20 protein-coding genes are annotated in these 23,083 nt (G+C 51.7%); 15 read left to right on the top strand and 5 right to left on the bottom strand.

Annotation, left to right across the window (positions count from 1 at the left end; translation table 11 throughout):
* The first annotated feature begins 14 nt into the window (after window positions 1–14).
* Together F456_RS0100900 and F456_RS0100895 are read left to right on the top strand one after the other, a co-directional pair.
* Complete coding sequence (locus F456_RS0100900; protein ID WP_018975114.1) at window positions 15–3,140, top strand: glycoside hydrolase family 3 protein; 3,126 nt, start codon at window positions 15–17, stop codon at window positions 3,138–3,140.
* A gap of 163 nt (window positions 3,141–3,303) precedes the next feature.
* Window positions 3,304–4,032 carry an MBL fold metallo-hydrolase gene (locus tag F456_RS0100895; RefSeq protein ID WP_018975113.1) on the top strand — a complete coding sequence of 243 codons (729 nt, stop codon included), beginning with the start codon at window positions 3,304–3,306 and terminating at the stop codon, window positions 4,030–4,032.
* A 100-nt stretch (window positions 4,033–4,132) separates the two neighbouring features.
* Here the strand turns inward: F456_RS0100895 and F456_RS0100890 are convergent, their stop codons facing one another.
* From F456_RS0100890 to F456_RS0100880, 3 genes are all read right to left on the bottom strand, one after another.
* Window positions 4,133–4,621 (bottom strand): MarR family winged helix-turn-helix transcriptional regulator, encoded by a 489-nt coding sequence (locus F456_RS0100890; RefSeq protein WP_018975112.1) that lies wholly within the window; start codon window positions 4,619–4,621, stop codon window positions 4,133–4,135.
* Between the two features lie 197 nt (window positions 4,622–4,818).
* A complete protein-coding gene (locus F456_RS0100885; RefSeq protein WP_018975111.1) occupies window positions 4,819–6,642 on the bottom strand; it encodes a sensor histidine kinase in 1,824 nt (607 codons plus the stop codon).
* Entirely contained in the window at window positions 6,639–7,370 is a 732-nt protein-coding gene (locus F456_RS0100880; protein ID WP_018975110.1) for a response regulator transcription factor, read from the bottom strand. Before F456_RS0100880 ends, F456_RS0100885 begins: the two co-directional genes overlap by 4 nt.
* Window positions 7,371–7,533: 163 nt before the next feature.
* On the opposite strand from F456_RS0100880, the gene F456_RS0100875 reads away from it, so the two are divergent.
* Window positions 7,534–8,772: a DUF418 domain-containing protein gene (locus F456_RS0100875; RefSeq protein WP_040924857.1), complete on the top strand. Its 1,239-nt coding sequence runs from the start codon at window positions 7,534–7,536 to the stop codon at window positions 8,770–8,772.
* A gap of 106 nt (window positions 8,773–8,878) precedes the next feature.
* On the opposite strand, the gene fsa is transcribed toward F456_RS0100875, so the two are convergent.
* Entirely contained in the window at window positions 8,879–9,559 is a 681-nt protein-coding gene (gene fsa, locus F456_RS0100870) for a fructose-6-phosphate aldolase (RefSeq protein ID WP_018975108.1), read from the bottom strand.
* A 237-nt stretch (window positions 9,560–9,796) separates the two neighbouring features.
* On the opposite strand from fsa, the gene F456_RS23360 reads away from it, so the two are divergent.
* From F456_RS23360 to F456_RS0100835, 7 genes are all read left to right on the top strand, one after another.
* Complete coding sequence (locus F456_RS23360) at window positions 9,797–10,618, top strand: DsbA family protein (protein WP_018975107.1); 822 nt, start codon at window positions 9,797–9,799, stop codon at window positions 10,616–10,618.
* A gap of 169 nt (window positions 10,619–10,787) precedes the next feature.
* Window positions 10,788–11,258 carry a DUF2500 domain-containing protein gene (locus F456_RS0100860; protein WP_018975106.1) on the top strand — a complete coding sequence of 157 codons (471 nt, stop codon included), beginning with the start codon at window positions 10,788–10,790 and terminating at the stop codon, window positions 11,256–11,258.
* An 86-nt stretch (window positions 11,259–11,344) separates the two neighbouring features.
* Window positions 11,345–11,905, top strand: a complete 561-nt coding sequence (locus F456_RS0100855) for an O-acetyl-ADP-ribose deacetylase (protein ID WP_018975105.1) — start codon at window positions 11,345–11,347, stop codon at window positions 11,903–11,905.
* A gap of 36 nt (window positions 11,906–11,941) precedes the next feature.
* On the top strand, window positions 11,942–12,907 hold the full coding sequence (locus F456_RS0100850; RefSeq protein ID WP_018975104.1) for an acetylxylan esterase: 966 nt from the start codon (window positions 11,942–11,944) through the stop codon (window positions 12,905–12,907).
* A gap of 220 nt (window positions 12,908–13,127) precedes the next feature.
* The gene (locus tag F456_RS0100845; protein WP_018975103.1) at window positions 13,128–13,982 is read left to right on the top strand and encodes a VOC family protein; all 855 of its coding nucleotides are present in this window, start codon (window positions 13,128–13,130) and stop codon (window positions 13,980–13,982) included.
* Window positions 13,983–14,184: 202 nt separating this feature from the next.
* Window positions 14,185–14,898 (top strand): uracil-DNA glycosylase, encoded by a 714-nt coding sequence (locus F456_RS0100840; RefSeq protein WP_018975102.1) that lies wholly within the window; start codon window positions 14,185–14,187, stop codon window positions 14,896–14,898.
* On the top strand, window positions 14,895–15,635 hold the full coding sequence (locus F456_RS0100835; RefSeq protein WP_018975101.1) for a YjjG family noncanonical pyrimidine nucleotidase: 741 nt from the start codon (window positions 14,895–14,897) through the stop codon (window positions 15,633–15,635). Before F456_RS0100840 ends, F456_RS0100835 begins: the two co-directional genes overlap by 4 nt.
* A gap of 331 nt (window positions 15,636–15,966) precedes the next feature.
* Here F456_RS0100835 and F456_RS0100825 read toward each other — a convergent pair whose 3' ends face one another.
* Window positions 15,967–16,782 carry a GNAT family N-acetyltransferase gene (locus tag F456_RS0100825; protein ID WP_018975099.1) on the bottom strand — a complete coding sequence of 272 codons (816 nt, stop codon included), beginning with the start codon at window positions 16,780–16,782 and terminating at the stop codon, window positions 15,967–15,969.
* Between the two features lie 184 nt (window positions 16,783–16,966).
* On the opposite strand from F456_RS0100825, the gene fumC reads away from it, so the two are divergent.
* From fumC to F456_RS0100800, 5 genes are all read left to right on the top strand, one after another.
* The gene (fumC, locus tag F456_RS0100820; RefSeq protein ID WP_018975098.1) at window positions 16,967–18,346 is read left to right on the top strand and encodes a class II fumarate hydratase; all 1,380 of its coding nucleotides are present in this window, start codon (window positions 16,967–16,969) and stop codon (window positions 18,344–18,346) included.
* 142 nt (window positions 18,347–18,488) lie between these two features.
* Window positions 18,489–19,046 carry a YfiT family bacillithiol transferase gene (locus F456_RS0100815; RefSeq protein ID WP_018975097.1) on the top strand — a complete coding sequence of 186 codons (558 nt, stop codon included), beginning with the start codon at window positions 18,489–18,491 and terminating at the stop codon, window positions 19,044–19,046.
* A gap of 223 nt (window positions 19,047–19,269) precedes the next feature.
* Window positions 19,270–19,959, top strand: a complete 690-nt coding sequence (rpiA, locus tag F456_RS0100810) for a ribose-5-phosphate isomerase RpiA (RefSeq protein ID WP_026293566.1) — start codon at window positions 19,270–19,272, stop codon at window positions 19,957–19,959.
* A gap of 260 nt (window positions 19,960–20,219) precedes the next feature.
* Window positions 20,220–21,347: a cobalamin-dependent protein gene (locus tag F456_RS21495; RefSeq protein WP_018975095.1), complete on the top strand. Its 1,128-nt coding sequence runs from the start codon at window positions 20,220–20,222 to the stop codon at window positions 21,345–21,347.
* Window positions 21,337–23,013: an ATP-binding protein gene (locus tag F456_RS0100800; protein WP_018975094.1), complete on the top strand. Its 1,677-nt coding sequence runs from the start codon at window positions 21,337–21,339 to the stop codon at window positions 23,011–23,013. Before F456_RS21495 ends, F456_RS0100800 begins: the two co-directional genes overlap by 11 nt.
* Window positions 23,014–23,083: the final 70 nt, after the last annotated feature.

Here is a 23,083-nt window from a genome sequence, read left to right as displayed (position 1 = left end):
AGGAGGGAAAAGAAATGACGGAATTATATTTGGATCATACTCGAGCGCTGGAAGAAAGGATTCGCGACTTGGTATCGCGCTTTACGCTGGAAGAAAAGCTGTCGCTGCTGCCCACCCGGCCGGCGGCAGTGGATCGTCTCGGTGTACCCATGTACCGCATCGGCGGAGAGGCAGCGCATGGTGTGGCCTGGAAAGGTGTCGCAACCGTGTTTCCACAGCCGATCGGCTTGTCTTCCACCTGGAACAAAGAGCTGCTGCGCGAGATCGGTTCTGTGATTGGAGACGAAGCGCGCAGCTATTATAAGAGCGAACCTGAGATGCATGGATTGACACTGTGGGCGCCAACGGTCGATATGGAGCGCAATCCGCTCTGGGGACGTACGGAAGAGGCTTACGGGGAAGATCCGCATTTGGCGGGCAAGCTGGCAGCAAATCTTGTGCGCGGCATGCAGGGCGAACATCATTTTTATTTGAAGATGGTCGCAACGCTCAAACACTTTTTCGCCAATAATAATGAAGTCGGGCGGTTGGACGGCTCATCGAGTGTAACACCGCGAAATATGAGGGAATATTATCTTGAAGCATTCCGTATTCCGTTTGAAGAAGGCGGGGCACTGTCGATGATGACCGCTTATAATTCGATCAATGGTACGCCGGCAATCGAAAGTCCTTACGTCCAGCGCTTTGTGAAGGACGAATGGAAAATGGACGGCTTTATCGTCTGTGACGGAGGCGACTTGTCGCAGACGGTCAATTTTCACAAGTATCACGAGTCGCATGCCGAGTCGGTGGCGGGAGCGCTGCTTGCCGGGGTGGACAGTCTAACGGACGAACCCGAACTTGTCATTCAGGCAGCTCGAGAAGCATTGGAACGCCGCTTGATTGGTGAGGAAGAAATTGATCGTGCACTGGTCAATATTTTCCGCATCCGCTTCCGGCTTGGTCAGTTCGATCCGGAAGAAATCAATCCGTATGCCGCAATCCCGGAATCGGTCCTCTGCGCTCCGGAGCATGCCGTGCTGGCGAAAAGAGCGGCTGTCGAATCCGTTGTGCTGCTCAAAAACGACGGATTGCTTCCGCTGCGCAGCGCGGACTTATCGAGCGCAGCCGTTGTCGGACCGACGGCTGACGCAGTCTGGACAGATTGGTACAGCGGCACACTGCCGTACCGCATATCGATTCTGGATGGCGTCCGTGTGAGGCTGGATGCCGGGTTCCGCGCCGAGCCCGGTACGGACAATGACTTGGCACGGCGTGCTGCCGCAGCGACTACCGTGAGGGAAGCGAATGAAGCGGCGGCGGATACGGACGAAGCGGTACGCTGGATGACAGCAAGGGCAAGGCGGATGGTTGCAGCGGAAGGAGAAAGCAGCGGAACCGCTGTGCATTATGCGGAAGGCAGCGATACAATCCGGCTGCACGACGCTGAGGACGGAGGTGTACTGTTCGTACAGGCGAATGCAGGCGGTCTATTGGAACTGAAAGACACGGAGGAGACAAAGGAATCTTCGGAACACGGCGAAGACAGCATGGAGGCAGCCGAAAAGAACGATGTATGGAATACGGACGCCAACGGAACTTCGCTCTTGGAGCTGACCCGTTGGGGGTGGGGACAGCATACCCTGCGCGCCCATGCCAACGGCAGATTCGTCAGCGCTCAGGATGCTCAACCTCTCGCTGCTTCCGCTTCACAAGTCGGCGGTTGGTTTGTGAAAGAACTGTTGGATCTCAAAGAAGGACGTAACGGAGAAATAACGTTGAGTCAGTGGAACGACGCAGCGATCGGTTGGAGCGAAACCTCACGGGGAGTAAATTCGGAAAGCTCGCATGAGCAAGGTCCGCGTACACTGCGCGCTCTAATTGCCGGTAACGAAGACACTGCGGCGAAGCTGCGTCTGGAGACCGTGAAGGACGGAATTGCGGAAGCCGCCGAGGCTGCGCGTCTCAGCGACGTCGCGATCGTCTGCGTCGGCAGCAATCCTTATATCAACGGGAAAGAAGAGATCGACCGGCCTTCGCTTGCGCTGCCGCCGCAGCAGGAGAAGTTGATCCGGGCTGTTCACGCGGCCAATCCGAATACGGTAGTCGTGATTGTAGGAAGTTATCCGTTTGCACTGGGAGAGATTGCCGAGAAGGTTCCGGCAATTGTGTACACCGCCCATGGCGGCCAAGAGATGGGCGCTGCGATTGCCGACGTGCTGTTCGGCGAAACCTCGCCTGCGGGACGGCTCAGTATGACTTGGTATCGTTCGGAAGAAGACCTGGCTTCCATATTGAATTACGATATCATCAAAAGCGGACAAACCTATCAATACTTCGAAGGCGAGACACTGTATCCATTCGGACACGGACTAGGCTACACGGAGTTTCGATACGGCAATCCAAAGTTGAACGGAAAATCATTCGGTCCGGAAGATATCGTCGAAGTGAAGATCGATATTGCGAATATAGGCAAAATGGATGCAGATGAAGTGCCGCAGCTGTATGCAAGGGCAGAACATTCGAGAGTTAAGCGTCCTCTGAAACATCTCAAGGGATTCGAACGCATCTTCATTCCGGCCGGCAAGACCCAAACGGTGACATTCAAGCTTCCGGTATGCGAATTAGCCTTTTGGGACGTGACGAGGGATAAATTCTGCGTGGAATCTGGCTCCTATACGCTGCTGATCGGCTCGTCGTCTGGCGATATCCGTGCACAAACGTTGATAACGGTACAGGGGGAAGAGGTTCCTCCGCGCAATCTTTACAAGATGACACGTGCCGAAAATTTTGACGATTATGAGAATATTCGGATCGACGAAGGCGAGCATGGACAGACGTCAGCAAGGCCCGACGACCTTACGCGGCCGGGAGAAATGATCTTTCATGATGTCCATCTTGCTGAGGGAATTGGAGGCTTCAAGCTGAGGGTATGTAATACAGGAACCGCCGGCCGGATTGAACTGCGTCTGGGCGGAAATGCGGATGGGATCGTGCTCGGCACCGGAGATATTCCGGGGGCAAAGGCAGGAGATTGGAGTACGCTTCATATTGAGCGTTTGGCCAGCGCTGCGCTTTCTTCGGAGCCAATCGAACTGCGTATCCTGCTGTTCGGTTCGATTATTCTGGGAAGCTTGGTCCTAGTTCCGGAGGAAGAGTAGGATTTGTATGACAGAATCATCAGCCACAGAAACGCTTGACAGTCAAGAAACCGCCTCTTATGGTCAAGAGGCGGCTTCTTGAGGTGCTGAATTTAAGACGTCAGTAATTTATCGTACAGGAAGCAAGGAAACGAACCTAACCTGTGGAACGGAGCGATTAAGCATGGCAGTAAAAGTCATTACGGATTCTATCAAAAGTATAAGTGTCTGGATGGGAATCTCGATTCACGTATGGATTGTGGCGGAGGAAGACGGAGTGACGTTAGTTGATACCGGCCTATCCTTTATGACCAGTTCCATCCTGAAAGAGATTGATCGAATGAACGCCGGCCCACTGAAACGGATACTGCTGACGCACGGTCATTCCGATCATGTAGGTGGTCTCAAAAAGTTGCTGCGCACCCATGATGTTCCCGTCTATATGCATGCCAAAGAGATCCCCTATGCGGAAGGAGATCTGGCTTATCCCGGCAAAGAGCGAGCTTACGCACATGTGGAAAAAGGATTATTGCAGCCGCTGCCTGTAACTGCAGGGAAAAACGGAGAATTGGCTGCAATCGGCGCATTGATCCCCTATTTTACGCCAGGACATTCGCCGGGACATACCGTCTACTACCACGATAAAGAACGGGTGCTGCTGGCCGGCGATATGCTGAATGCCAAAAGCGGCCGGATTATTCCTGCCAGATTTACTCCAGATCCTGAAATGGCAATGCGCAGCGGTTCAGATATCCTTCGTCGGCTGGATCCCGAGCGGATGGAAGTTTGCCACGGCGGCACAGTGTTCCGACCTGCAGGACAGCTGGACGATCTGGAAGAAGGATTGAAACAGGCTCGTGAAGCAGAAGCAAGACTGCAGGCCCGCAAAGATTCGAAAAAGCGTCGGCACTGAGCTGAACGCTTTTTCATTTGCACAGTGAACCCGGCTGATTGCGTCTTGTATGCAAACTGCGAATAGCGAATAGGTTCTCTGTTTGAACTTTTTGAGAAGATCAAAACGGTTCAGTGACATTCGGCTCTTCTACAGAACTTCCATCTCCAGAACTTCCGTCTTCGTAGCGCTCCGCGTTGCGTTCGATTTTACGGAATGCTTCAAGCAGCAGCTCAAGCTGTTCGGGTGTAAAATCTTCAATCATGGCTTCGTTATGATGACGTTCAATGACCGACGTCTCCTCCGTAATTTGACGGCCTTTGTCGGTCGGGAAAATCAGATAGGCACGGCGATCCGCATGGTCGCTGCTGCGCATAATCAGCCCCTTGCGGTGCAGCACATTAAGGATACGGGTAACGGTCGGCTGATCCTTTACCGTACGTTCGGCAATCTCTTTTTGGTTCATGCCTTCTTTGAAGCAAATACAGCACATGACGGACCACTGCTCAGGGGTCAAATCATAATCTTTGAGCCGAGCGGCAAGACGGTTGCTGACTTTGCGGTAGATCACACCCAATTGAAACCCGATCGAATCTTGCGGTTGAGACAAGGGGAGCCCTCCTCTAAAGCGGCCGTTTTCTGCCTTAGAAGGCCGGCCTGCTTGTTCTGACTTTGCTGCTTGCTCAGGCAAGTATACGAAGTTCAGAAAGCGGTGTCAAATGTCTAATGGACGAAAAATTGGATTTCGAAAAAGTGCGCATTCTCTTCTTATTCGAAAGAAGAACGCGCACTTTTTCAATGTGAATTTTAAGTCGTTCGGTTCGATTTCTCCAACCTATGCTGGTCTGCGGAAATGGTTTCGGGCAGAAGAGGGGCTAAGGGGAATGTTAAGATAATCAGAGTGCCTTTACCCGGTTTGGAGTCTACGGTAATCGTTCCCTTGTGTGCGGTTACGACGGCGTAGGCGATGCTCATGCCAAGACCGGCACCGTCGACTCCTTCGTCGGTGTTGGTTCCCCGATAATAGCGGTCGAACAGGCGCGACTTCGTTTCCTCGTCCATGCCGCTGCCGTTGTCTCGAACTTCAATGACCGCTTCATTCCCGCATTTCCTCACACACAATACGATTTCCGTACCGGAATCGTTATGTTTGACAGCGTTTGAGATCAGGTTGTCGAGCAGTCTTTGGAACCATTTGGAGTTTGCGAGAATAATGACAGGCGTCTGATTTTCTTCAAAATCAAAGACAGCATTGTGCAGCGAGGCATCGTTGACGTAACGCAGCACCGTCCGCCGAACGAATTCATTTAGTTCGAGCGGTTCCAGATTTTCGCCCGGCGTATGGTTCTTGAGCTCAAATGTAAGCGAGAAATCCTGCAGCAGCTCCAGCATGTAACCACTTTTTTCCCGGATGACGCCGCCCATATTCCGCAGCTCTTCGTTGCTCCATTGAAACTGCCCGCTCTCCAGCAGATGACCGTAACCCTGTACCGCTGCCAGTGGTGTGCGCAGATCATGTGAGATGCCGGCCATCCATTCTTCACGGGACTGCTCCAGACGCAGACGTTCGTTACGCGCACGGGCGAGTTCGTCCGCCATATCGGAGAATCCGGCAATTACCTCGCGATACAGCTTGTAACGAGCGCGGAAACGTCCGTTTTTGCGAAAAATTTTTCGGCGCTCCTTCTCCGTGAAGACCTGCTCGTATTCGCCACGGCCCATACGTTCGAAGCCGCGCATGAACAGGAGTAAAGGACCTCCGTACCGGTAACCATGCCAAGCGGATACACCGAAGGTCAGCAGCAGAATGGAACCGCCGACAATGCTCGAAACGATAATAAGCGTTCGGAACATCGGCTGATTCGCTGTTTGGGTATTCGGTTTAGGCCATTCCAGCAGCCAAGTATACTCGGAAAAGGGATCGTAATAGTAAGCGAGTTCCGTATCTGATTTGCCCGGGGCGTTGCGAAGCTTGATCAGATCCAATGCGCCGTATGCTTCAAGATTCGTATCGCTCCCGATACTCTGTATGGTACGCCCCTTATTATCGAGCACCCGAAGCGAGGCACCCAGATTAGAGGCTTGATTCCCGAGCAAAGTCTGAACGGAAACGGGAATTTGTCCGCCTTCCGCATATTCGTTGAACCATTCGCGGAGCATTTCTCCATTGACGTCTTCCCGCCCGAGAAGATAGAAGATTCGAATGCCGGCTAGGTCTTCATAAAAGGTTGCGAGCCGATGTTTGTTCAAGCGTCCGGTGTCATTGATGAGCAGCAGCTGGGAGGATGTATAGCGGCCGGGAATCTCTTCCGGGACGTTAGAGGCGTAGATGACTTCTCCTTGATCGTTGACAATCTGCAGCCAATATTCCAGTTCGACGAGCTGTTCCGGCCAAAAAGACGGAATTTCGACGCTGTTGTCATTCACGATTGCTTCTGTAGAAAGCGACTCTAGAATGCCGGCCGGAGAGCTGCTGCGCAGCTGTTCGTTGCCAAGGTAATGGAGGATGGCGAACAAACAGACGAAAATGGTCAAAATTACGGACAGCCACGTCATAAGAAATTGGATTGTAAAATGAAGGCCGAGCCTTCGCGCAATTCGAACCCTCTTAATCTTGGCCTGTTTCTTCATGTCCGGTCGCCTTCTACCAGCTTATAGCCAAGTCCCCGGACTGTCAGCAAATAGCGCGGAGAACCCGGATCACATTCGATACGCTCGCGGATTTTTCGAATATGGACCGTCACTGTATTATCATCGCCGAATCCGTTGAACCCCCAGACTGATTCGTACAGCTGCGACTTCGAAAAAACGATATTCGGATGGCGGCATAAAAACAGCAGCAGTTGATAAGCCTGTGCGGGACAAGGGACGGGATGTCCATTTACCAGCAACTCGCCCGCTCCTTCATCGAGAATAAAACCGCCAAAATCATAACGCTGTCTCGAACTTTCTTCGACTGCCATTGGGGGGCTAGATATATGCTGCTCGGGCAATGAGCGTCGCAGCCGCGCATTGATCCGGGCCGCAATCTCAAGCGGATTGAACGGCTTGGTGACGTAATCGTCACCGCCGACCGCAAAGCCGGTCAGCCGATCCAGATCGGTTGTCCGCGCCGTCAGGTAAATCAGATGCGCATCTGTCAGAGCACGAATCTGAGGACCCAGTTCAAAGCCGGTTCGATCAGGCAGCATCACATCCAGCAGGATGACGTCCGCACCGTGTTCCCGCAGCAGAGCCATACCTTCCGCAGCGGAACCCGCCGTATCGATATGTTTGAAGCCTTCCTTCCGCAGCACGATCTCGATCATCTGTACGATCGCTTTTTCGTCGTCCACGATCAGAATTCTGGCTTGATTCATTGCTGTATTCCTCCTTATGTACATTTGTTGCTTTCAATAGTGTATCAGAGAAACCTTAACGGAAGTTAAACAGTCACAGATCCCTTTTTCCCATTGTTAAGCAAACGTTAAGAGAGGCTTTAACGTCTCTTTAGAGAGTGTGGTTATGCTGAAGGTAGAGGTGATGAAAGTGAACAAATCGACAAAACGGGTTCAATTGATCGATGGATTGAGAGGGTTCAGCCTAGCAGGTATCATTCTAGCCAACATGTTGATCTTTCAGTACGGGATACTTGGGGAAAGCGAGCCGAAGCTGTTTGGTATCGAAGGAGCAGACTTGGCGTTTCATTCTTTTCTATTTATTGCGGTAGTGGGCAGTTTTATGCCGATCTTCGCTTACATGTTCGGCTTCGGCATAGTCAAACTGTCGGACAGCCTGCAGGCGCGTGACTTGCGGCCCAAATGTCATCTGGCCCGGCGTTTTCTGCTGTTGATCGGCATCGGAATGCTGCACGCGACGTTTCTGTGGGAAGGCGATATTTTGACGTTTTATGGAGCAACCGGCTTTTTCCTACTGCTGTTTCTGAACCGCAAGCCGAAGACGCTGCTGGTCTGGTCTGTGCTGCTGTTGACCGTCATGGGAGCAATCGGTATGGTGCCGGTCAATCTGGAGGAGTCTACTGCGGAGTCTTCATCCCATACACGCAGCTACATTATGCAGAGCCGGGATGTCTATGGCAGCGGAACTTACTTGGAAATCATGAACTTCCGCAATCATGCAGCGATGTTCAGTGAAGAAGAAAGCAGCGTAATGCTTGTTGGAATTCTATTTGCGCCCATTTTGATTGCGCCGATGTTTCTTCTGGGAATGAGAGCCGCAAAAAGAGGCACATTCGATAATCCGCAGACGATGCACAGAACCTATGCGCAGCGAGCTGCAATCTTTATTGCACTCGGCTTGATTCTGAAAGCTTTCAGCGTACTGGCACCTCGCTTTTTCACAGGGACGCTGCCGGGCCTCGGTCTAGGCGATCTTCTCGGAGGGACGCTGCTTGCGCTTGGTTATATTTACGCTTTTGCACTGCTTTACACAACTGTTCGGCGGTTCTCTCTGCTGCAAAACTTCGAGGCGGTAGGCAAACTGTCGCTGACCAATTACCTATTGCAAACGGTGATCTGTACAACAATCTTTTATGGGTACGGGTTAGGGCTGTTTGGTCGGGCTGGTGTGTTTGTCGGAGCCGTTATTGTATTGGCCGTTTATGCGGTTCAGCTGTGGCTCAGCCCGCTGTATTTAAAAAGGTTCAAAACAGGGCCGGTTGAGAAAGTGCTGCGTATCTGGACTTACCTGTCTTGGAAAGGCCAGCCGAGAAAGCCGAGGAAAGATTTGACGCTGCCGGAGGAGAGAGGTCAAGCTTCGTAAGTATTAGAAGAAAGACGCTTTTGATTCGGTGAACATAAAGAAGCCCGCTCCTTGAGGAGCGGGCTTCTTTACGTCGGACAGCTATTTGGTTTAAATCAGCAGCTTCTTACTTGGTGTTAGCTTCTTCTTTGACTGCTTCCGCGGCCTGTGGAACGCTTTCCCAGTCTTTCAGGAACTGCTCGATACCTTTGTCGGTCAGTGGGTGTCCCCACAGCTTCGGCAGAATGGAACCCGGGATGGTCGCGATATGCGCACCTGCGAGCGCTGCCTGCTGAACATGGCCGATATTGCGGATGCTGGCTGCGATAATCTCGGATTTGAGGCCGTGAATATCGAGCATGCTGCGTAGATCGCTGATCAGCTGCATACCTTCCAGACCGATGTCGTCAAGGCGTCCAATGAACGGGCTGATAAATGTGGCACCCGCCTTGGCAGCCATAAGACCTTGCGCGGCCGAGAAGATCAGCGTTACGTTGGTCTTAATACCTTTTTGCGTCAGCTGATGGCAGGCGTATAGACCCTCTTCCGTCATCGGCAGCTTGATGACTACGTTCGGGGCCCACTGCGAGATCTCCATAGCTTCTTCGAGCATTTCATCGCCTTTGAGCGATACGACCTCCGCACTAACGGGACCGGGAACGATTGCCGTGATTTCCTTGATGACGTCCTTGAACTGGCGGCCTTCTTTTGCGATAAGCGAAGGGTTCGTCGTTACGCCATCCACCAAACCCAAGCGGACAATCCGCTTGATTTCTTCCAGATTACCGGTGTCCAAGAAAAATTTCACGTCAATTCCTCCTCGTGTAAATTGGGAATTCTTTAGGATGCCGAAAGGCATCGAAATTCCCCTACCCAATTTTTTCCCCATTTTAAGCAATTTTGACGCATTATTTTTACGCATGATGCTTGTAAGCTTGAACCTAACCGTCAAAACTCGATATAATGTAAGGCAGTCGAGCCTGCGGATGTCGGTTTTCAGGGCCGAATGGCAAGCAGGCAAACTTTGAAGATAAGGGGAAAAGGGATGAGCAAAAACAAAAAGCCGGCACCGAAAAAGGGTAAGCCGCAAAATGCTGCGAAAAACACGGGGGGAGCTCCGAGACCGAAGCCGCAGAACCAAAATGCATCGGCTTCCCAATGGACGTCGGGATCGAAGCGCAAGAAGAGCAATCTGGGCGTCATCGCTTTGGGCTTTGTCGGCCTTGTTGTGGTGCTGATGGTGCTGATTTATGTACTGACCAAAGCAGGGGAAACCCAGCCGACCGATTCGGCACAGACGACGGAATCGGTTGTATTGACCAATTACGATGCATCCAATCAGCCGACACTGGGCAATCCGGATTCGAATGTCAAGATTGTGGAGTTTGGCGATTATAAATGCCCGGACTGCAAGATCTGGTCGGAAACGGTACTGCCTGAACTGCAGACCAAATACCTCGATACAAATGAGGCTTCGTTCCAGTTTGCGGACTATCCATTCTTGGCCGCCGATTCCACACTTCTGGCTCTGGGCGGACAATCGCTGTACGAACAAAATCCGGACTATTTCTGGCCTTACTACAAAGCCGTATACGCGAACCAGGATACGACTAAGGTGAAGGAAAACTGGATCACGGAAGATTACATTGTTGATCTGGTGAAGGAAAGCGTGCCGGATGCCGATATTGAGAAGTTCACGAAAGATCTGAAAAACAAAACGTACCAGGCTGACGTCGACGCCGACGTCAAAGCTGGAAACGACAGCAAAATCACGGGTACGCCGACAATCTTTGTTAACGGCGAGAAAGTCGATAATCCGACGCTTGCAAACGTAGAAGCGGCGGTCGAAGCAGCTAAAGCGAAATAATTGAATATTCGAAACTTTTGAGCAAAACTACCAGCCAGCTTACCGAACTCCTTCGGTTCGCTGGCCGGTAGTTTTTTTGCGGAAAAAGAAACTTGATCGTTCCTGACTGCGTTCCTTAATTAAGCAAGCATCTTATGAAGTGAGTATATAAGGGCAAGGAGGAAGAGATATGGAACAAGATCCTTTTAATGAGGGCGAGTTTATCGAAGATGTTAATGGAGATATCGTGCATGTCGTTCCCGAGGAAGCCGGGATTATGAGCGAGATTTCTGGTTTTTTTGACGGTGCGCCGCTGTGGTTTGTCATTCCTTTTCTCGTTATCATGCTGCTGGTTGTATCTGTCTTTGTGTTGGGTATTGGCTCTACCATCATCAAATCAATGAGAGAAAAAAGAAACAACAACGCGGCAGGCGTTTCGACGCTGCCGGCGCGTGTATTCGGCAAGCGTACCGAAATGCAGGGCGGCGGAGAGTTTCGGGTCAGAACAGTTTATCATGTGGCTTTTGAACTGGAAACCGGAGAGCGGAAAGAATTCGAAGTATCCGGCGAACAGTACGGAATTATAGGCGAAGATGATCGGGGAATGCTGACATTCAAAGGGACCCGATTCGAACAGTTTGATCGCAATCTGGTGTCCTAATCTTGTCCATAGATGAGACTGCCGCTGCAGCAGGACCACATTCGGGTAAGGTTTACGTTAGAATCCGATTTGGGAGGTTATCATCTATGGAGAGCATGATAAACGGGACAGCGGTCAAAATCGTTCGCGGAGATATCACTCGTTATGAAACGGACGCTATCGTCAATGCGGCCAATTCGTCGCTGCTTGGCGGCGGCGGTGTAGACGGTGCGATTCATCGAGCTGGCGGTCCCGCCATTCTGGCAGAATGCCACAAGATCCGAGATCGACAGGGCGGCTGCGATACGGGGGATGCGGTGGTCACGACAGCTGGACGGCTTCCGGCGAAAATTGTTGTACACACAGTTGGACCTGTATACCGGGGCGGCCAGGATCGGGAAGAAGAACTGTTGAAAAGCTGCTACCTTCGTTCGATTGAAGAGGCTTGTGCAGCAGGGGCGCAGCGAATCGCTTTCCCGAATATTTCTACGGGTATTTACGGCTATCCGAAGGAAGCGGCGGCGAAAGCGGCTTTGTCAGCTGTACTTGACCTGCTGCGAACGTCGACTAATGGAAATGATGAAGTGTGTCCGCAAGAAGTCGCTTTTGTTTGTTATGATGAAGAAAATGAACGAATATACCGGCAGCTCCTGGAGCAAGAAAGTTGAGGACCGATAAAGGAGATGCAGAGAGGAAGGATGGCAATGACTCATGCGATTGAAGCGCGAATTCAAGAGTTGGAGCGGTATAATCCCTGTCTGACCGCACCGGCGGATCTTGATGAATTTTGGGAAAAGACATTGGCCGATTACTCGAATAAGCCGTTGAATGGAACGAGAGAGCTTGTTCATACTCCGATGAGCGGAATGAATGTGTATCGGACGACTTACGAGGGAGCGGATGATACGCCGCTGCATGCCTGGTATTTGACTCCCAAGTCATCAAATGAAGAACAATTTCCCTGTGTGGTCCACTACCACGGATACGGAGGCAGCAAAGGGATGCCGGAGCATTTTGCCCATTACATCCTGATGGGATTTGCTGTGCTGTCCATTGATATACGCGGTCAGAGTGGAGATACGGGAACTCGGTTGGAGCAACCTTATGGCGCAGTCAAAGGCTGGCTGACACCAGGGATTTTGGACCGTGAGACCGCTTATTATCGAGCGATTACATTGGATGCGATCCGTGCGGCGGAATGGGCGTCAGCGCAGCCAGAAAGCGATCCGAACCGTATTTTTCTCATTGGCGGAAGTCAGGGAGGGGGTCTTGCGCTGATCGTCTCCGCACTAAGCTCTGTACCGAAAGCCGCAGTCGCACATATTCCAAACATGTGTCATATGGATTTCGGGATTCTGAATTCCAACAGCTCGCTGTCCGAAGCGGCGGAATTCGTCAGCAAGCATCCGGAACATTTGAATTCGGTCCTGCATACGCTGAGTTATTTTGATAACTTGAATCTCGCGCCGCGGATCAAGATTCCGATTATGATATCATGCGGACTCAAAGATCCGTGCTGTATGCCGGAGACGGTATATGCGGCATACAACCGGATTGCTTCGGAAAAAGAAATGAAGGTGTACCCGTTCGATGGACATTGGGTATCAGATGGACAAAATCGTTTGGCGATGGAGTTTTTGGCCCGTCACGCAGCATTCTCAACGTCTTAAAAATAAGCATTTCGCAATGCTATCTCATTAACATAAAAAAAGCTTACAGAAATCAGCGGCGTAAGCCCGCGATCTTTGTAAGCTTTTTTATATAACATAAGCAGAATAGTTTATTTTAATCACCTACTTTACTTTTGTAACCATTTGGATTAAGATAAACACATCGAAATATTACTCATGAAAAACAAATAATGATATAAGGAATGAGGAGGTTCAACCCATGACTCACTATCGGATTCATCCCGATGCACATATGGGACGTGTACAGTTGAAAGTCAGCCAAATCGAACGTTCAATCCGTTTTTACCACGATGTAATTGGACTGACGTTGATCGCGCAGACGGAAAAGACGGCCGAATTCGGCGTAAAAGGCAGCGGTGTGCTGCTCGGTATTGAAGAAGTTGCGAATGCACAGGTTATGCAGCAGCAGAGCGTAACCGGTCTGTACCATTTTGCAATCCTGCTGCCAGACCGCGCATCACTCGGTACAGTACTGCGCCATCTGGCGGAGAGTGGGATGAGTATCGGTCAAGGCGATCACCTGGTCAGCGAAGCTTTTTACCTGAATGATCCGGATGGCAATGGTATCGAAATTTATGCGGACCGTCCGCGCTCACAGTGGCAAAAAGATGCGAACGGCGAATATATCATGGGAACCGATCCGGTTGACGTGGACTCGCTGCTGCAGCTGGCGGGCGTGTGGAATGGACTGCCGGCAGGAACGGTCATCGGACACGTTCATCTGCACGTCGGCAATTTGCCGGCAGCTCGCAAATTTTACGTAGACGGACTTGGCTTTGATGTGGTGCTGCATTTCGGCGGAAGTGCGCTGTTCGTCTCGGCGGGCGGTTACCATCACCATATGGGGCTGAACACGTGGGCAGGCGTCGGCGCTCCCGCTGCTCCCGCGAATGCGGTCGGTCTGAGTTACTTCACGATCGAATACCCGAATGCGGAAGAATGCAGCAGAGCGGCTGCTGCACTGCAAGCGGCTGGTATAGAAGTGACGGATACGCCTGAAGGTCCTTCCGTGCTTGATCCGTTCGGCAACCGTGCCGTTCTGCGAGTTTCCTAAGAATAGAAGTTGACGGTCTTCCCGGAGGGAGGCCGTTTTCTTTGTGTATAGGCTGCTGTATAATTTGAACAAACACGCTAAATGGCAGTGTTGACAGCCAGCAAGCAGCCGGCAGTTAACAACCGATAGCCGACAACTAACAGCTGACAGCCAACGGCCATGCGAGATGCCTGCCGCGAGAACGGAAAGGAAGCCGATAAACATGAAACCAATTTTTACAAATGATTGGGCGGATATCCTGCATCCTGAAATGCAGAAGCCTTATTATCTGGAACTGCGGCGCAAATTGGCAGATGAATACCGGAGCCATACTGTATATCCGGACATGTATCGGATCTTCAGCGCTTTTCATTTGACGTCTTTCGCCGATACGCGGGTCGTCATACTGGGGCAAGATCCGTATCACGGACCGAACCAGGCGCACGGTCTCAGTTTTTCGGTGCAGCCCGGAAGGCATGTGCCACCCTCGTTGGAAAACATTTATCGCGAACTGCATGACGATCTGGACTGTCCGCCGGTGCGTCACGGTTTTCTCGAACATTGGGCGAAGCAGGGCGTTCTGCTGCTTAACCATGTACTGACGGTGCGAAAAGGGCTTGCGGCTTCACATCAGGGGCTCGGCTGGGAGATGTTCACGAATGCGGCGATCGCGGCGATTAACGAGAGAGAGACTCCGACAGTATTTATTCTCTGGGGACGCAGCGCGCAGGAAAAAGGTTCATTTATTGACGAAAGCCGGCACCTGGTCATCAAGTCGGCGCATCCGAGTCCGCGTTCGGTGGACCGAGGTTTTTTCGGCAGCCGGCCGTTCTCGCGTACGAACGATTTTCTGCGAGCCAAAGGACTGCCTGAAATCGACTGGTGCCTGCCCGCCGTCGTGGAAGCATTGAAGGAAGAAGGGGAAACGAAAACATGAAAAATTACCGATACATTCTGTTTGACGCGGATGACACACTGCTTGATTTTCGACGCTGTGAGCGGGAAGCACTAGCCAGCTCGCTGAGTGAAGCCGACTTGAACTTGGACTTGGCGGACTGCCTGACCCAGTACACGGCTATCAACCGGGCACTGTGGCTCGATTTCGAGCAGAACAAGGTCACGCAGGCACAGCTGCGCAGCGAACGCTTCCGGCGGTTGTTCGTGGAGCTCGGCATTGAGGGAGACTCTGAATCTTTCGGGGCTATTTATTTGAGGCATTTTGCTGCTGGCTCGTTCTTAACGCCGGACGCGCTGGCGATATGCGATGCGCTGAAGCCGTCGTACGATCTCTCGATCATTACGAACGGTGTCAGCGACGTACAGTTCTCGCGTATTTCAGGCTCGGAGCTGAAAGATCACTTCGATCATATCATCGTCTCGGACGATGCGGGGTTCGCCAAGCCCGCACCAGAAATTTTCGATTATGCGCTGCGAAAAATCGGCTGCGTCGACAAATCCGAAGTGCTGATTGTCGGCGATTCGCTGTCCTCGGACATTCGGGGAGGCCATAATTACGGCATCGACACCTGTTGGTACAATCCGGAGCTTTTGGAGAATGGCAGCGGGATCACGCCGACTTACGAAATTGAGAAGCTGACCGAACTGCTCGAGCTGCTTCCGCTGGGATCGCGTCGGGACATCACAAATGCAGCGAGTTTGCCGAGCTCGATGTAAAAGCCTTAAAAAAAGACGGAGTGTCCTACAGACGCTCCGTCAGGCTGTCGAGAAAGTCCAATGTACCGAACAGCCGCAGAGGCTGCAAAGGAAATTCGTTACGGTCGCGTGTTGAAATCGGGAAAAGGATTAGATTTTATTGGAATTTTCCCGATTTCAAAGGCGAACGCTATCGCTCCTTCACTGAATTCCCTTCTCCGCTCCCAGACTTTTCGTAAGATTGTACTTTCTCGACACGTTGACGGAGTGTCCCACGGACGCTCCATCTTTTATGCGGCTGCCGCACGTCTTTTCAAACCTTCTTTTTAAAGCTTTGATCGTATGCAGTCCGTTAATCGTTCAATATCCGATAATGATGCTGCGCCAGGATCTTGAATTCGAGCGCTTCGTACAGCCGTACTGCTGGCAGATTATCCTGTAAAACTTGAAGATACATATCCCGAGCGCCATGTTCGACAGCCCAGCCGGACAGTTCTGCCATTAGGCGAAATGCCAATCCGCGCCGCCGAAATTTCGATGCGACAGCTATACTGCTGACATAAGCGCAGCCGTCCTGTAGAACAGAAGCTCCTATTGCTGCAGTTTCTCCTGCGATTCGCAGCCTGACGAACGTTTTTTCAGGGCCAGCCGCGTTGAAGATGGCGGCGTACCCCGGACCCTTTTCAAGAGGGAAGCCTTCAAGCTCCAGAAAGTCTTCCAGCCAATCGGGGTTTGCTGATCGAGTGCCAACCTCGACTTGCTGCTGCCATGCGGTTTCCGGCTGTTCACCTTCAATCAAACGTCCGGAAGATAGCTTCCGGATAAGCGCAGCCGACCCGTTCATCAGAAAGCAGGCATCGCGAAACGTATATCTGGCCTTTTCCAGCACTGCGTCCAGATCTTCCGGAGATGTATCGCTCACATAGAAGCAGGGAGCAATACCGTGTCGTTCGGCAAAATCTTCCGCATGACTCAGCCATCCTCCTTCAACATCCGGATAAGGCGCTCCGGTCCAGATGCTGTTGGCCCGCTTACTGATTCCGTTTGACGCGCGCATTAGCCAGCCGCCCAGCGGCTGACGGACTCTCGGCGGCCATGCTTCGATCGCCAACCGTTCCAGGGATTGCGCTTGTTCCAGATGCGGCCCGTTTTGTTCGACTTTCGTCATTCGCATTCTTCCTTCCCGGCAGGTAATGGTTCCGATTATAGCAAGGCGGTTGTGCCGGGACAATCGTCATTCCGCTTTCTGTAAAAAATGTTGGGCAGAAAGCTATCTTTTTGACTCTTGAAAACGCTACAATTAAAATTGAAGTGTGACTATTTTGTGATCATGACGAAGGAGGAGACGGATTTTGGATTACCGCATCGAAAAAGATACGCTTGGAGAAATGAAGGTGCCCTCAGATAAAATGTGGGGCGCACAGACGCAGCGAAGCAAAGAGAACTTTCCGATCGGCCAGGAGAAGATGCCTTCCGAAGTCATCCGTGCTTTTGCGATCCTGAAAAAATCCGCTGCACTTGCCAATCGCGACCTTGGTAAGCTGTCCGAAGCTAGAGCCGGTGCAATTGCCCAGGCAGCTGACGAGATTCTTGAAGGACTGCTTGACGATCACTTCCCGCTCGTTGTCTGGCAGACGGGCAGCGGCACACAGTCCAACATGAACGTCAATGAAGTTATCGCCTATCGCGGCAATCAGCTGCTTGAGGAAAAGGGGACAACTGAAGAACGGCTGCATCCGAACGATCATGTCAATATGTCCCAGAGCTCAAACGATACGTTCCCTACTGCGCTTCACGTAGCGGGAGTCATGGCTGTCGAAGACAAACTGCTGCCTGCGATCTCCGTACTCAAGGCAACGTTCGACGAGAAGACGGAAGCGTTCAAGGATGTCATCAAGATCGGACGCACGCATCTGCAGGACGCGACTCCCCTCACGCTCGGTCAGGAGATCAGCGGCTGGTCCGCGATGCTGGAGAAGAGCGGCTACATGATCAAGGAGAGCGTGCAGCAGATGAAAGAGCTTGCGATCGGCGGAACAGCGGTCGGAACCGGCATCAACGCGCATCCGGAATTCGGTGACCGAGTAGCCGAGTATATCTCGCAGTTCACGCAGGCCAAATTCACATCCGCGAAAAACAAATTCCATGCGCTGACGAGCCATGATGAAACGGTCTACACCCATGGCGCGATCAAAGCTCTTGCAGCCGACCTCATGAAGATTGCCAACGACGTGCGCTGGCTGGCAAGCGGACCGCGCAGCGGTCTCGGAGAGCTGACGATTCCGGCCAACGAACCGGGCAGCTCGATCATGCCGGGTAAGGTCAATCCGACCCAGCCGGAAGCCATCACTATGGTGGTCGCCCAAGTATTCGGCAATGATACAACAATCGGGTTCGCCGCAAGTCAGGGCAATTTTGAGCTGAATGTGTTCAAGCCGGTATTGATTTATAACTTCCTGCAGTCCGTCAATCTGCTGGCAGATTCGATTATTGCTTTCAATGACAAGTGCGCGGTAGGCATTGAAGCCAATCTCGATAAAATCGGACATAACCTGCGCAACTCGCTGATGCTGGTTACGTCGCTGAACCCGCACATCGGATACGAAAATGCGGCCAAGATCGCGAAGAAAGCGCATGAGGAAGGAACATCGCTTAAGGAAGCGGCGCTGGCGACAGGTCTGTTGACCGAAGAAGAATTCGATCGCTATGTCGATCCGAGCAAAATGATCTGAGTCGAATAGAATCATCCAAGTCGAAATGACATGATCCAAGCTAAAATAGATGGAGCCGAAAGGAGCCGCTCTGCCACAGCCAAGCTGTGCAGAAGCCCTTTTTGATTACAATCGACAAGTATCATCCGGAGGGGAAGAAACCATGACTGAACACGCTACGAGTGAAGCTGAATTGGAATCTATGCGTTATCCGATCGGGCGTCCGAATGACGCGCTTGAATCGGATGAAGAGAAGCGCGAAGAGTGGATTGAACATATTCGACGTCTACCGGACCGGCTGGAAGACGCGATCGAAGGTTTGAGCGAGGAACAGCTGGATACGCCATACCGACCAGGAGGTTGGAGTGTGAAGCAGGTTGTCCACCACTTGGCCGACAGCCATATGAACGCTTATATTCGTCTTAAGCTTGCGCTGAGCGAAGACGGTCCGACGATCAAGCCTTATGAAGAAGCGGTGTGGGCGGAACAGCCCGACACGAAGCTGGCCGTCGGTGCTTCGCTGATGATTCTGCGCGGGCTGCATGTACGCTGGGCATTCCTGCTGGAGTCTTTGACGCCGGAGCAGTGGCAGAAGACTTTCTATCACCCGGAGTCCCGGGAATGGAATCGTCTCGATACGCAGACATCGCATTATGCTTGGCATGGACAGCATCATACGTCTCAGATTGCTGCTCTGCGGGAACGCTCGGGTTGGGAGTAAGAGATCGGCTGGAATTATGAAGACTTCAAGTCTCGCTGCGGCGGAGCTTGAAGTCTTTTTATTTATGGGCTTTTTTTGAAAAGAAAGAATATTGAACAAGGCTGCGACCCAAGCATCCGGGTTTGAGAATATTAAGAAAAAGATTGTTTTACGAAAACCAATTGCCTAAAATAAACAAGGAAGACTTTTCAAAAAAATGTCGAATCGGGACGGAGTGGTGGAAATGAATACGAAGAAACTGGCCGCCGAACGGGCGGTAGAAGCAATAGAAGACGGTATGACAGTTGGTCTTGGCACAGGATCGACGGCCTATTATGCGATCGAAAAGTTGGGCGAGCGGGTAAAGGAAGGGCTGAATATCCGCGCTGTCGCTACATCAAAACGCTCGGAGGAGCAGGCGCGAGGTCTGGGTATCTCCATTGTGCCTTTTGCGGAAGTGGGGCAGATCGATATTACGATCGACGGTGCGGACGAAGTGGATCGCAGCCTGCAGCTGATCAAGGGCGGTGGCGGAGCGCTGCTGCGCGAGAAGATTGTGGCGGCACGAAGCGACAAAATGTTCGTGATCGTCGGGGAAGACAAGCTTGTCGATACGCTCGGCGCTTTTCCTTTACCGGTGGAGATTATTCCTTTTGCCCATGAGTGGACTCTGGATGCGCTGAAAGCGCTGCAATTGAACCCGGAGCTGCGTATGGAAAACGGAGAGCTGTACATAACGGATAATGGCAACTATATTGCGGACTGCCGCTCGATATCGATTCCCGATCCGGCTTCGCTTCATGCGCAGCTCAATGCGATTCCTGGTGTGGTCGAAAATGGACTGTTCGTCGATATGGCACATACGGTCATCGTCGGCCGTGAAGACGGAAGTATCGATACGATAATTCGTTCTTCCCTGGCAGATTCCGAGTAATTTTATCGTTCGGCGATCCCTTTTTGCAGATGGGCCTGCTCCTAAAATCTCAACGAGATTGCGGCGTAAGGGGAGGCAAACCACAGTCCGCTCAGTACGAGGTAACTACCTTGTAAAGTTGCGCATCTCTTCTCGGTATGGGAAGATGTAGCCGAGGCACAGCTGAATCGGCAGCGACAAAATGAACGGGGGAGGGATGCGCAAATGACTAAGACAGCGGAGAGAAATTGGTTTTTCCGCTCCCCAAGCGGGCAATTGTTATGACATTATGGACCGAAGAGACTTTGTTCGCGGGGATTGAACAGCTCGCGCTTGAAGTGACGGAAGAGCAGTACAAAATTCAACCGGATCTGATGGATCGATACGGGCGGCCCGGATTTGAAAAATCCCGCAGGGATACCGTCTATACATTGAATTATTTGGCGGAGGGCGTAATGATGGACAGCCCTTCGCTGTTTGTGCATTATATCGGCTGGCTGAAGCAGCTTTTGGCCGGTTACGGGCTTACCGACATTGATATTCGAATGAAACTTGAACTTATTCTCGGACGGGTGCGTGCGGGGAAACGAAACGAACAGGTGGAGCGAACGATTCGGATTCTGGAAATGGGCATTTTGCGAACTGAGCAGCCAGCTGAAGTTCCGTCCTTTATTTCCGAAGATCATCATCTGGGCCGGGAATCCCGAAGCTACCTGGACGCGCTGCTGAGAAATGACCGCCTTGGTGCTTATGCTTTGGTGGACAGCTTGTTTGAGCGTGGAGAAATTATCAGGAACATTTATCGGTATGTGTTCCAATCCTCGCAGTATGAAGTAGGCCGGTTGTGGCAGACCCAGCAGATCAGTGTTGCGGACGAACATTACTGTACAGCGGTTACGCAGAGCGCTATGTCGCGCCTGTATACACAATGGATTGGTGGGGAACGTCCAAAAACAGGTGGTGTGCTCGTGTCGGCCTGCGTTGGAGGAGAATTGCACGAGATCGGTTTGCGAATGCTTACCGACGTGTTCGAGATGGAAGGCTGGGATACGCACTACCTGGGCGCGAATGCCGACGAGGAAAAGCTTGCGGAAATGGTTGTACGTAGAGGTGCAGATCTGGTTGCGCTGTCGGCTACAATGACTTTTCACGTGCATTTGATGAAAAAGCTGATCGGCCATCTGCGTGCGGACAAGCGTTTGGAAAATGTGAAAATTATGGTGGGAGGATTGCCTTTTAACCTTGATCCTTCATTGTGGAGTCGCGTCGGCGCGGATGGATATGCGCCTGATGCCGAAAGCGCGCTGCATGAAGCGGAGCGAATGATGCGGGAACGCATACGCGAAAGCAGACCTGAAGAAACGGGTCGGCGTCTGGAAGTGAGGGGAGGGCATCAATTTGGAAGTTGATTTACAGCGCGAGATTGAACGTATGAGTTCCGTTATTGAAGAACTGAATGACCGAATTGTACGCGGACAAGTACAAGAGGAACGGATTTTGAATGAGTTTTCATCCATGAACAACGAAATGGTGACGCTCCAGCGCGAGCTGGCCAAAAGTAATGCGAAACTGGAAGAAGCGGTACATGAAGCGAAAAGAGCGAACGAAGCGAAAAATTATTTCCTGGCGATGATCAGTCATGAGTTTCGCACGCCGATGAATGGTATTCTGGGTATGACCGAGCTGCTGCGCGGAAGTGTGCTTACCGAAGAACAGCGGACCTGGACAGGGCTGGTCGAAGAATCAGCTTCATCGCTGCTGGGAATGGTCAACGACTTGTTGGATCTCTCGAAAAGTGAAGCGGGAGCGCTGGATATTGAAGAAAAGCCTTTTGATCTGCGAGAAGTCGTTACGCATGCCGTACAGCTGCTTCAACCGCGGGCGAAAGGCAAAGGGAACATGGTCGAATGCGAAATCGACGATTCGATTGCCCAAGCGCTCAGCGGCGATCCGACACGTATCCGGCAAATATTAATCAATTTAATCAACAATGCCAATACGTTTACCGAAAACGGTAAAATTCGTATATCCGTACATCCCGGGGCTGCCGGACCGAATATTATGCGTTTTGAAATCAGGGACAGCGGTATCGGAATCTCGCAAGAAGGGATTGAAAAACTGTTCAAGCCGTATTCGCAGACCGAAGCCGGTAAAGCGAAAGAAGGAACCGGGCTTGGCCTTATGATCTGTAAGTCATTGGTTGAATCGATGAAAGGCGAGATCGGCGTATTCAGCCGGGAAGGTGAAGGTTCGAATTTTTGGTTCCAAATCACTCTGCCGCCTGCCGAAGTGCCGGAGAGCGACGGGGCTTCTCTGCGTGCGGTACCCGTCTTCGGAACTCCGGGTATGGAAATTCCGATTTTGGTCGCCGAAGATAACCCCATTAACAGCCAGGTCATTCGCATGCAGCTCAAGAAGCTGGGACTGAATTCCGTAGAGGTCGTCGGCGATGGTCAGGAAGCGGTATCCGCCTTTCTCAGCCGACCGTATGCTGTAATTTTAATGGATAAGCATATGCCGAGCATGGACGGTCCTGAAGCGACGCGCAAAATTCGCGAGATCGAACGCGGAGAGATGCGTCGGCCGATTCCGATCATCGCGCTTACAGGAGATTCCTTGGACAGTGAGCGGGAAGTTTGTCTCCAAGCGGGGATGAACGACTTTCTCGGCAAGCCGGTCAGCATGGATTCATTAGGCTCCATGCTGCAAAAATGGATCTCGAAAAATTCCGAAAAGGCGCTTGATTCACAGGTTATCCGTGAAATTATTGATCTGGACGAAGACGGGGAACCGGAAATTTTCCGCTCTCTGCTGCTTGCCTACGAAGAAGAGACTCCCAAAAAACTGGCTCAACTTGAGATGCTGGTCCTTCAAGGCGACTGCAAACAGGGGATGTATGCGGCTCACGACTTGAAATCCGGCAGTCTGAGTATCGGAATCGATTATTTTGCCAAGCTGCTTGAAACGATCGAGCATGCGCTGCGGGAAGAGCGTACGGAAGAAGCGAGAGATGTGCTGCCCAAGCTGTACGGTGCTTATGAAGCGGCCCGGGAAGAACTGCACCGGTTTGCCTGAATTCAGGCAAACCGGTTGTTTCATCTCATCTATAAAAGTCCAAATCCAAATCTAAATGAAATCATACAGG

It is taken from the genome of Saccharibacillus kuerlensis DSM 22868, from assembly GCF_000378145.1.
Taxonomy (GTDB): Bacteria; Bacillota; Bacilli; order Paenibacillales; family Paenibacillaceae; genus Saccharibacillus; species Saccharibacillus kuerlensis.
This window is presented reverse-complemented; position numbering and strand designations above follow the sequence as displayed.